The organism is Paraburkholderia terricola, assembly GCF_003330825.1.
GTDB classification, from domain to species: domain Bacteria; phylum Pseudomonadota; class Gammaproteobacteria; order Burkholderiales; family Burkholderiaceae; genus Paraburkholderia; species Paraburkholderia terricola.
This window is the reverse complement of record NZ_CP024942.1, coordinates 703300-715820: the sequence shown is the minus strand read 5'-3', so window position 1 is coordinate 715820 and position 12521 is coordinate 703300. Positions and strand designations below refer to the sequence as shown.

The following is a 12521-nucleotide window of genomic DNA, read 5'->3' as shown; positions in this document are numbered from 1 at the left end:
GTTACGCTGTCCGCTGTCTGTACGATAGGAAGCGGCGGGCAGCGTCAGGCGCTTATCGTCAGAAGCGCCGCGCACGCCGCGGCGCAAACCTCACTTTCGATCCTCGATCATCGACGCCATCATGCTCGACTCCAGCGCCCGTCTGACCGGCCTTCTTTGCGGCACCCAGCCGATGAACGATGTCTGGTCGCCGCGCGCCACGCTGCAACGGATGCTCGACGTGGAAGCGGCGCTCGCGCGCGCTTCGGCGGCGCATCAGGTGATTCCTCATCGCGCGGTCGCGGCGATCGAAGCCGCCTGCCACGCCGACCAGCTCGACGCCGAAACCCTTGCGCGCGACGCCGCGCTCGGCGGCAACCTCGCGATTCCGCTCGTCAAGCAACTCACCGCGCGCGTGAAGGCGGCCGACGCCGAAGCGTCGAAGTACGTCCATTGGGGCGCGACGAGCCAGGACATCATCGACACGGCAACGGTGCTGCAACTGCGCGACACCTTCGATCTGCTCGACGCCGGCCTGCAAGCCACCTGCGAGGCCGTCGCGAAACTCGCGGCCACGCATCGCTCGACGCCGATGATCGGCCGCACCTGGTTACAGCAAGCGCTGCCGATCACGCTCGGGCTGAAATTCGCGCAATGGCTCGACGCGCTGCTGCGTCACCGCGAACGGCTCGACGCGTTGCGCGAGCGCGTGCTGGTGCTGCAATTCGGCGGCGCGGCGGGCACGCTCGCGAGTCTGCGCGATGCCGCGCCGCAGGTCACGCAGTCGCTGGCGCGAGAACTCGACCTCGCGGTGCCGGCCTTGCCGTGGCATACGCAACGCGATCGCATGGCGGACACCGCCTCGCTATTCGGCATGCTGATCGGCACGCTCGGCAAGATCGCGCGCGATATCTCCTTGCAGATGCAAACCGAAGTCGACGAACTGGCCGAGCCCGCCGCGGCCGGCAAGGGCGGTTCGTCGACCATGCCGCACAAGCGCAATCCGGTCGGCTGCGCCGCCGTGCTGACCGCCGCCACGCGCGCGCCGGGGCTGGTCGCCACGGTGTTCGCCGGCATGGTGCAGGAGCACGAGCGCGCGCTCGGCGGCTGGCAAGCCGAATGGGACGCGCTGCCCGACCTCGCGCGGCTGGCTGGCGGCGCGCTCGCCAACATCGAACAGATCGCCGCGGGCCTGAACGTGAACGTGCCGCGCCTTGCCGCGAATCTCGACGTCACGCACGGCCTGATTCTCGGCGAGGCGGTGATGCTCGCGCTCGGCGACAGCATCGGCCGGCTCGACGCGCATCGTCTGGTCGAGCGCGCGTCGAAGACGGCCATCGCCGAAGGCAAGACGCTCTTCGACGTGCTTTCGTCCGAGACCGCCGTCACCGAACATCTTTCGATCGAGCGCTTGCGGCAACTGCTCGATCCCGCTCAATACGTCGGCCAGGCCCACGCTTACGTGGATGCCGCGCTGGCGCTTCATACCGCGCGCGCGACACGCGCCACTTCCAGGGAGTAACCGGCATGCCTTACGCCGCAGTCAACGGAACCGAGCTTCATTATCGAATCGACGGCGACCGTCACGGCAACGCGCCGTGGATCATCTTGTCGAATTCGCTCGGCAGCGATCTGTCGATGTGGACGCCGCAAGTCGAGCCGCTGTCGAAACACTTTCGCGTGCTGCGCTACGACACGCGCGGCCACGGTCATTCGGAAGTGCCGAAAGGCCCGTACACGATCGACCAGTTGGCCGGCGACGTACTCGGCCTGATGGATACGCTGAAGATCGCCCGCGCGAATTTCTGCGGCATATCGATGGGCGGCCTGACCGGCGTCGCGTTGGCCGCGCGTCACGCGGACCGGCTCGAGCGCGTGGTGCTGTCCAACACGGCCGCGCGCATCGGCTCGCCGGAAGTGTGGGCGCCGCGCGTCGCGAGGGCTCGCGGCGAAGGCATGGTCGCGCTGGCCGAGGCGGTCTTGCCGCGCTGGTTCACCGCCGAGTTCATCGAACGGGAACCGGTGGTGTTCGCGATGATCCGCGACGTGTTCGTGCATATCGACAAGGAAGGCTACGCATTGAATTGCGAGGCCATCGACGCCACCGATCTACGCCCTGAAGTGCCCGGCATCAAGGTGCCGGCGCTGGTGATCAGCGGCACGCACGACGTGGCCACGTTGCCGGAGCAAGGGCGCGAACTGGCGCAGGCGTTGCCCGGCGCGCGCTACGTCGAACTGGACGCCGCGCATATTTCCAACATCGAAAAATCCGAGTCTTTCACGAAGACCGTGCTCGACTTCCTGACGGAGCCGAAATGAACGATGAAGATCGTTACGAAGCGGGCATGGGTGTGCGCCGCGCGGTGCTCGGCAACGCGCACGTCGATCGTTCGCTCGCGAACCGCACTGAATTGACGGAAGAATTCCAGAACCTGATTACCCGCTATGCGTGGGGCGAAATCTGGACGCGTGATGGTTTGCCGCGTCATACGCGCAGCCTGTTGACCATCGCGATGATGGTTGCGCTCAATCGCAGCGAGGAGCTTGCGTTGCATTTGCGCGCCGCGAAAAACAACGGCGTGACGCGCGAGCAGATCAAGGAAGTACTGCTGCAAACGGCGATTTATTGCGGCGTGCCGGCGGCCAATTCGGCGTTTCATCTTGCGGACAAGCTGTTTCGGGAAGAGGATGCGGCGGCGAATCCGTAGCGCTGTTGCTTGCCGTCATGCGATAAAGAAACGCGCGCCGGCAACACAGCGCGCGTTTTTTCACGCCGCGCCGCTTTCGCTCACACTCACCGCCGCCACCTCACTCGGCAACTGCAAACGCACCGCGCGCAACACCGTATCCTTCATCACCTCGCGCCAATGCGCGAGCGCCGCTTTATCCATTAGCGGCTCACCGAGAAACGCGCCCAGCGTGTACTGATTGGCGTTATAGAAATAGCCGAGCGATGCAATCGTCAGATAAACATCGCGTGCCTTCACGTCGGCGCGAAACACGTTTTGCGCCTTGCCCGCATCCAATACCTTTTGCACCACCGAAATCGCATAGCCGGAAATCTCCTTGAGCTTCGACGATTTCCTCGCATGCTTGCCTTGATGCAGATTTTCGCTGGAAAGCAGCGTGACGAACTCGGGATGATCGAGGTAGTACTGCCAGACGAATTCGACCATCTGCTCAAGACCATGCACGGGGTCGTCAAGATCGAGATCGAGCTTGCTCTCGGCCTCGTTGAACTGGGTGTAGATCGTTTCCAGTACTTCGACGAACAACTGTTCCTTGCTGCCGAAGTAGTAGTAGATCATCCGGTCGTGCGAACGCGCGGCCTTCGAGATACTTTCCACGCGGCCGCTTGCATACCCCTGTTTCGCGAAGACCTTGATCGCCGCTTTCAGAATCTTGGCGCGGGTGTCCTGCGCCTGTTTCGCGCGGATGCCGGTAGCACCCGGCTTGCGGACGGCAATGGGACTCATGGCGGTCTTGAATCTCTTTGTTAGCGTCGGTTGAACGACCTGCACCGCAACGGCTGACGCCTGGGCGCGCCTTCATCATACAGCCCGCATCACGCGTTGCGGAATGCACTGCGCGATCGTGTGCTTCGGCGCGGATTGAATGGTGATTCACGCGACGATGCCGCGTCGCACCATTGCCGCGACCGCCGGGAAACTCATTGCGAAGTCTATTTTGATCGAGTAGATTTCAAGCAAGTTTGGTGTAGCGGATACTACACGAACGGTGAGTGACCGCAACACGGAAATAGGCGGATCACGCGAAAGTGCCTTGAAACAAGGGCTATTCGTCAGCCGGAGCGGGACCGATTGTAATGTCGTCGTATGGGAACCCCACCATGACAGAACATATGAAGGTCGATTTCGGTGCGGAACGCGTCGACGGCGAAACCGCTTCGACGCCGGGTCCGACCGTGCTCGAGAAGGCGGCGCCGCGCAGCGAGCGAATGGCGTCGAACAAGATCGAATGCAATGCCTGCCCGGTGCTGTGTCAGATATCGGAGGGCCGCACCGGTGCATGCGACCGCTATGCGAATGCGCAGGGGCGGCTGATTCGCGTCGACCCGGTGGTGTTTCTGTCGCGTGCCGCCGCTTCGTCCGACACGGGCGAAAGTAGTACGAATGCCACCGTCGCGTTCGGCGCATCGTCCGAAGCCCACGATTCCGCCCAAGTGGAACAGGCGCTGTTCGTGACAGGCGTCGGCGCCTCCTCGACCTATCCCGACTACAAGCCCGCGCCGTTCATCGTGGCCTCGAAGCTCGACGACGTCGACATGATCACCGTCGTCACCGAAGGCATTTTCAGCTATTGCAGCTTCAAGGTGAAAATCGACACCGACCGCTTTCTCGGGCCGGAGCAATCGAACGTGCGTTGCCAGGGCGAAATCGTCGGCCATGTCACGACCGCCGAATACGGCTCGCAAATGCTGAGCCTAGGCGGCGTCCATCATCTGACCGGCGGCAGCAAGAAGGAAGGCCGCGTGACTTGCGACATGATGCTCGCGCTCGGCAACAAGCAAGCGGTGGCGTTGAGCATCGACGGCGGCGCGAATCTCGTGATTCGCGCGGGCGCCGCGCCGATTGTGGACGGCGTCGAAGAGCAGCGCATGCGCGTGGGTTGCGGTTCGGCCACGATCGGCATCTTCGCGAAGCAATGGTTCGGCCATGCGGACGAAGTCGTCGTGGTCGACGATCACATCACGGGCGTGCTGACCGAACACCAGGCGGGACGCTGCCTCGGCATGACGCGCTCAGGTGTGAAGATTCGCGGGCGCAAATCCACGCCGGGCCGCTATTTCCAGGTCGCGAATCCCGGCACCGGTTGGGGCGGCACCGACATCCAGGACCCGCTGGCGATTGTCGAAGGCTTCGATCCCGCCGTCGCGAAACCGGGCATGCGTCTGCTGATGGTGTCCACCACCGGCGAGCACGCGCAATGGTATGAACTCGATCAGCACCTCGTGCCGCGTCTCGCGGCCATGCCCGACGCGGTGCGCCGCACGGTCGAACGGATCGGCGAGAACTGCGAGCCGTCGCTCGCCACCGTGCTGTTTCTCGGCGGCGCGGGCGGCAGTCTGCGGGCGGGCGCCACGGAGAATCCGGTGCTGCTTACGCGCGCCATCAAGCAGAAGCTGGTGAACGTCACGTGCGGCGGCGCGCCGGCCTATGTGTGGCCGGGCGGCGGCATCACCGTGATGGTCGACGTCTCGCGCATGCCCGACCGCTCGTTCGGCACGGTGCCGACGCCCGCGATCGTCGCGCCGATCGAATTCACCATGACGTACGACGCGTATCGCGATCTCGGCGGTCATCTCGACGCCGTGCGTTCGCTCGAAAGCGTGCTGGCGAACGGGCCGGAACACACGGAGGGCGCGCCGCTCGCACGGCGAACCTTGGCGCGCCATGCCGACAACCCGTGGCCGCCGGCGATGCCGCCGATGCTCGGCTAAGGCGATCAAGGCGATCAAGGCAACCACGGCAACCATCATGGCGACACAATGAACGCAACCCGCACCCGACTCGACGCGACCCGCTGGCATTGGCAGCACGGCCCGATCGATCTGATCCTCAGCGCGGACGGCGAGCCCGCCGCGGTGCGCGCCGCGTATGAAGCGTGCTGGACACGGTTTGTCGAAGTGTTGCCGGAGTTGGTCGGAGAATTGAAGCTGCTTCGGCAACCGGTGCCCGCCGACGCCGCGTTCAACGAATGCCCGCTCAACGGCACGGTCGCGCGCCGCATGTGGTCGGCGTGCCATCGTCATCGTGCGCGCTTCATCACCCCCATGGCGGCCGTGGCGGGCAGCGTCGCGGACGAACTGATCGCGGCGTTCGCGCGCGCAGGCATCGCGCGCGCGTTCATCAACAACGGCGGCGACATCGCACTATATTTAACCGAGGGGCAGCAGTACCGCATCGGCGTATTCGCGGACCTCGCGCAATATTCGGGCGCGCGGTTGCCGGATGAACCGCCGCTCGACGCCAACCTCACGCTCGACGCCGCCATGCCGGTTCGCGGCATCGCGACGAGCGGCTGGCGTGGCCGCAGCTTCAGCCTCGGTATCGCCGACAGCGTGACCGTGCTCGCCAGCGACGCCGCGAGCGCCGATGCCGCCGCGACGATGATCGCCAACGCCGTGAACGTGGACCACGCAGGCATCGTGCGCCGTCCGGCTTCGTCGTTGAAAGACGAGAGCGATCTCGGCGACAGGCTCGTCACCGTCGACGTCCCGCCTTTACCGCAGCCGCTGATCGATTTCGCGCTGGCGCGTGGCGTCGAAGCCGCGCGGCGTTTGCAGGCGGACGGTTCGATCGAAGGCGCCGCACTGTTCCTGCAAGGGCGCGTGCGTGTGGCCGGCATTCAGCAAAGCGGCGCGCGGATCACGCAGCGCGCGTCGATAACAAAGGAGGCGCCGTGTTCGAAATACGCCGCGTGCTGACGCACGTCGAAGACATCTTTCACGAGTTCGGCCCCGCGCCCGCGCAGCCGCTCAGGCGCGGCGCGATTGCCGTGGTGCTGACGAATCCGTTCGCCGGCCGCTATGAAGCGAACATCGAACACGCGATGGAAGCGCTCAAGCCGATCGGCCTCGACATGGCGCAGCGGCTCCTTGCGGCGATGAAGGTGCCGCATGCGTCGATAGAGGGTTACGGCAAGGGCGCGATTGTCGGCTCGCGCGGAGAACTGGAGCACGGCGCGTTGTGGCACGTCCCCGGCGGCTATGCGATGCGCGAATTGCTGGAGAAGAACGGCGTGCCGACCAACGCGATCGTGCCGTCGACCAAGAAGGTCGGCGCGCCTTCCACCGCGCTCGACGTGCCGCTCACGCACGTCAACGCGAGCTATGTGCGCAGCCACTTCGATGCGATCGAGGTGCGCGTGCCCGGCGCGCCCGCGGCGGATGAACTGGTCTATATCCTCGTGATGAGCACCGGGCAGCGCGTGCATGCACGCGTGGGCGGTCTCGCGAAAGAGGCGGTCGTCGGCAAGGACGGCTTGCGCTGAGCGGCGCTTGATTCGAACTGAAACTTCGAACCGAACCGCCGCACCGCGCTGAAACATACCCGCGGAACAACGCATCGAAACCGGAGAGCGACATGGCAATCAAGCTTCGCAACCTGATCGTGCAGGTGGACGAAACGCGCATTGAAATGGGGCAGGCCATCGAGCCGCCGACGCGCCGCGCGGTCGCCATCGCGGTGATCGATAATCCCTATGCGGGCCGCTACGAGCCGACGCTCGACGCGCTGATCGAAGCCGGCGAGGAACTGGGCGGCCTGCTCGGCAACAAGTGCGTCGAGGCGCTGGGCATCGAGCCCGGCGAAGCGCAGAGCTACGGCAAGGCGGCGATCGTCGGCGAGGCGGGCGAACTGGAACATGCGGCGGCGATCTTGCATCCCAAGCTCGGCGCGCCGCTGCGGGTGGCGGTCGAAAAGGGCGCGGCGCTGGTGCCGTCCGCGAAAAAGATGGGCACGCTCGGCACCGCGATCGACGTGCCGCTCGGCCACAAGGACGCAGCTTTCGTGCGCAGTCATTTCGATGCGATCGAAGCGCGTGTTGCGGACGCGCCGCGCGCCAACGAAATCGTCGTGGCGGTCGCGGTGACGGCTTCGGGCCGGCCGTTGCCGCGCATCGGCGGCCTGCAGGTGAGCGAGATCAAGGGCGAAGACGGTTTGCGCTGAGTCGTTGCGCTGGCCCCCAAGGGGACTTCCGGCGTATTGTCCTGCCGTCGACGCGTGCGCGCATGGTGCCGCACGCTATAACGTCTGCTGTTCGTGCGTGGCGGGCCAATCGCGACGCTCGAACCGCAAGCTGCCGAGGGGCACGATGCTTTCGAATTTGCTGGTACAACTGGTCAACGGACTCGCCGATGCGTCGACGCTGTTTCTCGTGGCCGCCGGTTTGTCGCTGATCTTCGGCGTGACGCGCATCGTCAACTTTGCGCACGGCTCGTTCTATATGTTCGGCATCTACGTCGCGTATAGCATCGCGAGCCGCTTCGGGCAAACGGCCGGCGGTTTCTGGCTGTCGGTGCTGGCAGCCGCGCTGGTGGTCGCGGTGCTCGGCGCGCTGGTCGAGATGATCGTGTTGCGGCGCATCTATCAGGCGCCCGAGTTGTTTCATCTGCTCGCCACGTTCGCGCTGGTGCTGATCTTCCGCGACGCCGCGTTGTGGCTGTGGGGTCCGCAAGACCTGTTCGGACCGCGTGCGCCGCATCTTGCCGGCGCGGTCGATTTCCTCGGCCATCCGCTGCCCACCTACGATATCGCGCTGATCGTGATCGGGCCGGTGGTGTTGCTGCTGCTCTGGTATGCATTGACGCGCACGCGCTGGGGCACGCTGGTGCGCGCCGCGACCCAGGATCGCGAGATGCTCGGCGCGCTCGGCATCAATCAGGCGTGGCTGTTTACCGGCGTGTTTTTCGTCGGCGCGTTTCTCGCGGGTTTGGGCGGCGCGCTGCAAGGGCCGCGCATGTCGGCGAATCTGTCGCTCGATCTGGAGACCATCGGCAACGCGTTCGTCGTGGTGGTGGTCGGCGGCATGGGTTCGATTCCGGGCGCGTTCGTCGCCGCGCTGATCATCGCGGAGATCAAGGCGCTGTGCATCGGCATCGGACACGTGACGATCTTCGGCGTCGGCCTTTCGTTGAGCCGCTTTACGCTGGTGGCCGAGTTCGTCGTGATGGCTGTCGTGCTGGTGGTGCGGCCTTGGGGTTTGCTAGGCAAGGCGAGCGCCGCGGTGCGCGGCATGGCCGCGCCGGAAACGCCTTTGCGCCCTGCGGGCAAGCGCCTGAAATGGCTCGCCGCGGTCGCGCTGCTGGTGCTCGTGCTCGCGCCGCTCGCGGCCAACGCGTTTCCCTACATGCCCGTGCTGCTGGTGGAAATCCTGATCGCCGTGCTGTTCGCGACGAGTCTGCACTTCATCATGGGACCGGGCGGCATGCATTCGTTCGGCCACGCCGCTTACTTCGGACTGGGCGCCTACGGCGCGGCGCTATTCATCAAGGTTCTGAATCTGCCGATGGAAGCCGCGTTGCTGCTCGGGCCGCTACTGGCCGTGGCCGGCGCGCTGGTGTTCGGCTGGTTCTGCGTGCGCCTCTCGGGCGTCTATCTCGCCATGCTGACGCTCGCGTTCGCACAGATCGTGTGGTCGGTGGTGTTCCAGTGGGACGACGTGACGGGCGGCAGCAACGGCATTCTCGGTTTGTGGCCGTCGAACTGGTTGTCCTCGCCGGTGGCTTATTACTATCTGACGCTCGCGTGCGCGGTGCTCGGCGTGTGGCTGCTGCGCAAGATGCTGTTCTCGCCGCTGGGTTACGCGATGCGGGCGTCGCGCGATTCGGTGTTGCGCGCGGAGGCGATCGGCATCGACGTGAAGCGCGTGCAGTGGGCGGCCTTCGTGATCGCGTCGCTGTTTTGCGGGCTGGCCGGGTCGCTCTATGCGTTCTCCAAGGGGACGATTTCCCCGGAGGTAATCAGCGTGAGCCGTTCCGTGGACGGCCTCGTGATGGTGCTGCTCGGCGGCTTGCAGACGCTGACCGGGCCGATCGTCGGCGCGGCGGTGTTCACGTGGCTGCAAGACACGGTCGCGCGGCAAACCGACTATTGGCAGGCGCTGCTGGGCTTGACGATCCTGCTGCTGGTGATCGCGTTTCCGCAAGGCATCGTCGGTTTCATTCGCGAGCGTTTCGGCGACGACAACCTCGACCAGGCCGAAGCGAACGCCGCGCCGCCTTCGCGGCGCGCGGCGATCAAGGAGGGGCTATGAGCTTGCTGCGCGTCTCGGGCCTCTCCAGGTCGTTCGGCGGCCTGAAAGCGGTCGACGATGTGTCCTTCGATCTCGAAGCCGGTCAACTGCTGGCGCTGCTCGGCCCGAACGGCGCGGGCAAGTCGACCTGCTTCAACATGGTCAACGGCCAGTTGCAACCGTCGTCCGGCTCGATTCGCCTGAACGATCATGAACTGGTCGGCATGCGGCCGCGCGATATCTGGCGGCTGGGCGTCGGCCGCACGTTCCAGATCGCCGCGACCTTCAATTCGATGACCGTGCTTGAAAACGTGCAGATGGCGCTGGTGTCGCGCGAACGCAAGACGTTCGGCTTGTGGAAACCCGCGGGCTCGCGCTACGCCGATGAAGCGCTCGCGCTGCTCGAACAGGTCGGCATGGCCGCCGACGCGAACCGCGCCTGCGGCGTGCTCGCGTACGGCGACGTGAAACGCGTCGAACTCGCCATTGCGCTCGCCAACCGACCGAAGCTGTTGCTGATGGACGAACCCACCGCCGGCATGGCGCCGAAGGAACGCAACGAGTTGATGGCGCTCACCAAGCGTCTCGTCACCGAGCACAAGATCGGCGTGCTCTTCACCGAGCACAGCATGGACGTGGTGTTCGCCTACGCCGATCGCATGATCGTGCTCGCGCGCGGCAAGCTGATCGCCGAGGGCGACGCCGAGACGATCCGCAACGATGCACGCGTGCAGGAAGTGTATTTCGGCACCGGCAAGACCTTCCAGCCGCATGCGCCGCTGCACGAAGCGGCGGCGGGCGAGCAAGGACGAGGAGCGCTGCAATGAGCGAGCCGATGCTGAAAGTCGCCGGCCTCAACGCGTTCTATGGCCGCGCGCACATTCTGTTCGACGTCGGGCTCGAAGTCGGGCGCGGCGAAGTGGTGGCGCTGATGGGCCGCAACGGTGCGGGCAAATCCACGACGATGAAAGCCGTGATGGGTTTGCTGCCGCGCCGTCAGGGCGAGGTGCATTTCCGCGGACAGAACATCGCGGCGCTGCCGTCGTACAAGATCGCCCGCATGGGCATGGGCTTCGTTCCCGAAGACCGCCGCGTGTTCGCGGACTTGACGGTGATGGAGAACCTCGACACCGGCCGTCAGCCGCCGCGCGAAGGCGCGCCGCAATGGACGCCGGAAAAACTCTTCCGCCTCTTTCCGAATCTGGGCGAAATGCCGAAACGCCCCGGCGGCCAGATGAGCGGCGGCGAGCAGCAGATGCTCACCGTGTCGCGCACGCTGATGGGCAATCCCTATCTGGTGTTGCTCGACGAACCGTCGGAGGGCGTTGCGCCCGTGATCGTCGAACAGATGGCGAACATGATTCTCGAACTCAAGCGCGAAGGACTGTCGATTCTGTTGTCGGAACAGAACCTGCATTTCGCGGAACTGGTGAGCGACCGCGCGTATGTGCTCGAAAAAGGGCAGATCCGTTTCAGCGGCACGATCGCCGAACTCACGAAGAACGAAACCGTCAGGCGCGCTTATCTGAGCGTGTGATTGCGTCGGCACGCGGAAATTGCGAAAGGAGAAGCAGATGGCAGCAGAGACGTTGACAGGCTTGTCGGGCAAGGTCGCGATAACGAACATCGGGCTGCTGTTATCCGGCGACATCGATCAGCCGATTCTCGATGCGAATACGCTCGTGATCGACGACGGCGTGATCGTCGCGATCGGCATGGAGAAAGACTGCGATCTGGAAGGCGCGCGCACCACGGTCGATTGCAAGGGCACGACCGTCGCCCCCGGTCTGATCGACTCGCACGTGCATCCGGTATTCGGCGACTGGACGCCGCGCCAGAATCAGATGGGCTGGATCGAATCGAATCTGAACGGCGGCGTCACCACGATGATCTCCGCCGGCGAGGTGCATCTGCCCGGCCGCCCCAAGGACGTGCTCGGCGTGAAGGCGCTGGCGATCACCGCGCAACGCTCGTTCGAGGGAATGCGCGGCGCGGGCGTCGGCGGCGGCGTGAAGGTGATGGCCGGCGCGCCGGTGATCGAGAAGGGCATGGTCGAAGAGGACTTCAAGGAACTCTCGGAAGCGGGCGTGAAGCTGCTCGGCGAAGTCGGCCTCGGCAGCGTGAAGGGCGGCGAGGAAGCCGCGCAAATGGTGGCGTGGGCGCGCAAATACGGCATTCAAAGCACGATTCACACGGGCGGTCCGTCGATTCCCGGCTCCGGGCTGATCGACCGCGACGTGGTGCTTGCCGCCGACGCCGACGTGATCGGCCATATCAACGGCGGCCATACGTCGCTTTCCTATCGGCACGTGTGCGACTTGTGCGAGCAATCGAGCCGCGCGCTGGAAATCGTCCACAACGGCAACGAGCGAATCGCGTTGCTCACCGCGCGTCACGCGATCGAACTGAAATGCCCGCACCGGATCATTCTCGGCACCGACAGCCCCGCGGGTTCCGGCGTGCAACCGCTCGGCATTCTGCGGATGATCGCGTTGATTTCGAGCCTCGCCGATATTCCCGCTGAAATCGCCTTCTGCTTCGCAACCGGCAACACCGCGCGGCAACGCAATCTGCGTCAGGGTTTGATCGAAGTGGGCCGTCCCGCCGACCTCGTGTTCATGGATCGCGCGCAGCACACCGCGGCGGATACGCTGCTCGAAAGCGTGCGACTCGGCGATATTCCAGGCGTGGGCATGGTGATGATCGACGGTCTGATCCGTTGCCGGCGCAGCCGCAACACGCCGCCGGCGACCGAAGTGCCGGTCGTGCTTTGAACGCGCGCCGCG

Annotated in this window: 12 protein-coding genes; 11 read left to right on the top strand and 1 reads right to left on the bottom strand. The window is 65.0% G+C overall.

Annotation, left to right across the window (positions count from 1 at the left end; all coding sequences use genetic code 11):
- Positions 1-121: 121 nt before the first annotated feature.
- The 3 genes from CUJ90_RS21710 to pcaC are packed head-to-tail and all read left to right on the top strand — an operon-like array spanning position 122 to position 2687.
- Positions 122-1501 (top strand): 3-carboxy-cis,cis-muconate cycloisomerase, encoded by a 1380-nt coding sequence (locus CUJ90_RS21710; protein ID WP_114163915.1) that lies wholly within the window; start codon positions 122-124, stop codon positions 1499-1501.
- 5 nt (positions 1502-1506) lie between these two features.
- Positions 1507-2298, top strand: coding sequence for a 3-oxoadipate enol-lactonase (gene pcaD, locus CUJ90_RS21705; protein ID WP_114163914.1), 792 nt, complete (start codon positions 1507-1509; stop codon positions 2296-2298).
- A complete protein-coding gene (pcaC, locus tag CUJ90_RS21700; RefSeq protein WP_073430461.1) occupies positions 2295-2687 on the top strand; it encodes a 4-carboxymuconolactone decarboxylase in 393 nt (130 codons plus the stop codon). Before pcaD ends, pcaC begins: the two co-directional genes overlap by 4 nt.
- Before the next feature lie 60 nt (positions 2688-2747).
- Here the strand turns inward: pcaC and CUJ90_RS21695 are convergent, their stop codons facing one another.
- Positions 2748-3455 carry a TetR family transcriptional regulator gene (locus CUJ90_RS21695; protein ID WP_114163913.1) on the bottom strand — a complete coding sequence of 236 codons (708 nt, stop codon included), beginning with the start codon at positions 3453-3455 and terminating at the stop codon, positions 2748-2750.
- Between the two features lie 374 nt (positions 3456-3829).
- Here CUJ90_RS21695 and CUJ90_RS21690 point away from each other — a divergent pair, with 374 nt between their 5' ends.
- The 8 genes from CUJ90_RS21690 to CUJ90_RS21655 all read left to right on the top strand — a co-directional run bounded on the left by CUJ90_RS21690 (position 3830) and on the right by CUJ90_RS21655 (position 12509).
- Positions 3830-5440, top strand: coding sequence for a 6-hydroxynicotinate reductase (locus CUJ90_RS21690; RefSeq protein WP_114163912.1), 1611 nt, complete (start codon positions 3830-3832; stop codon positions 5438-5440).
- A gap of 48 nt (positions 5441-5488) precedes the next feature.
- A complete protein-coding gene (locus CUJ90_RS21685; protein ID WP_114163911.1) occupies positions 5489-6427 on the top strand; it encodes a UPF0280 family protein in 939 nt (312 codons plus the stop codon).
- Positions 6403-6993, top strand: coding sequence for an amino acid synthesis family protein (locus CUJ90_RS21680; RefSeq protein ID WP_114163910.1), 591 nt, complete (start codon positions 6403-6405; stop codon positions 6991-6993). Before CUJ90_RS21685 ends, CUJ90_RS21680 begins: the two co-directional genes overlap by 25 nt.
- A gap of 92 nt (positions 6994-7085) precedes the next feature.
- Positions 7086-7670: an amino acid synthesis family protein gene (locus CUJ90_RS21675; protein ID WP_114163909.1), complete on the top strand. Its 585-nt coding sequence runs from the start codon at positions 7086-7088 to the stop codon at positions 7668-7670.
- Between the two features lie 145 nt (positions 7671-7815).
- The gene (locus CUJ90_RS21670; protein WP_114163908.1) at positions 7816-9756 is read left to right on the top strand and encodes an ABC transporter permease; all 1941 of its coding nucleotides are present in this window, start codon (positions 7816-7818) and stop codon (positions 9754-9756) included.
- Complete coding sequence (locus tag CUJ90_RS21665) at positions 9753-10562, top strand: ABC transporter ATP-binding protein (RefSeq protein ID WP_073430453.1); 810 nt, start codon at positions 9753-9755, stop codon at positions 10560-10562. The genes CUJ90_RS21670 and CUJ90_RS21665 overlap by 4 nt, the downstream gene beginning before the upstream one ends.
- A complete protein-coding gene (locus CUJ90_RS21660) occupies positions 10559-11272 on the top strand; it encodes an ABC transporter ATP-binding protein (protein WP_083082750.1) in 714 nt (237 codons plus the stop codon). The genes CUJ90_RS21665 and CUJ90_RS21660 overlap by 4 nt, the downstream gene beginning before the upstream one ends.
- A 37-nt stretch (positions 11273-11309) precedes the next feature.
- A complete protein-coding gene (locus CUJ90_RS21655) occupies positions 11310-12509 on the top strand; it encodes an amidohydrolase family protein (protein WP_083082748.1) in 1200 nt (399 codons plus the stop codon).
- Positions 12510-12521 lie beyond the last annotated feature (12 nt).

What these genes read in the sequence shown, in the direction of transcription:
- pcaC (WP_073430461.1), top strand. Translation starts at nt 2,295, where the DNA reads ATGAACGATGAAGATCGTTACGAAGCGGGCATGGGTGTGCGCCGCGCG.
- CUJ90_RS21670 (WP_114163908.1), top strand. Translation starts at nt 7,816, where the DNA reads ATGCTTTCGAATTTGCTGGTACAACTGGTCAACGGACTCGCCGATGCG.
- CUJ90_RS21660 (WP_083082750.1), top strand. Translation starts at nt 10,559, where the DNA reads ATGAGCGAGCCGATGCTGAAAGTCGCCGGCCTCAACGCGTTCTATGGC.
- CUJ90_RS21685 (WP_114163911.1), top strand. Translation starts at nt 5,489, where the DNA reads ATGAACGCAACCCGCACCCGACTCGACGCGACCCGCTGGCATTGGCAG.
- pcaD (WP_114163914.1), top strand. Translation starts at nt 1,507, where the DNA reads ATGCCTTACGCCGCAGTCAACGGAACCGAGCTTCATTATCGAATCGAC.
- CUJ90_RS21690 (WP_114163912.1), top strand. Translation starts at nt 3,830, where the DNA reads ATGACAGAACATATGAAGGTCGATTTCGGTGCGGAACGCGTCGACGGC.
- CUJ90_RS21665 (WP_073430453.1), top strand. Translation starts at nt 9,753, where the DNA reads ATGAGCTTGCTGCGCGTCTCGGGCCTCTCCAGGTCGTTCGGCGGCCTG.
- CUJ90_RS21655 (WP_083082748.1), top strand. Translation starts at nt 11,310, where the DNA reads ATGGCAGCAGAGACGTTGACAGGCTTGTCGGGCAAGGTCGCGATAACG.
- CUJ90_RS21675 (WP_114163909.1), top strand. Translation starts at nt 7,086, where the DNA reads ATGGCAATCAAGCTTCGCAACCTGATCGTGCAGGTGGACGAAACGCGC.
- CUJ90_RS21710 (WP_114163915.1), top strand. Translation starts at nt 122, where the DNA reads ATGCTCGACTCCAGCGCCCGTCTGACCGGCCTTCTTTGCGGCACCCAG.
- CUJ90_RS21695 (WP_114163913.1), bottom strand. Translation starts at nt 3,455, where the DNA reads ATGAGTCCCATTGCCGTCCGCAAGCCGGGTGCTACCGGCATCCGCGCG.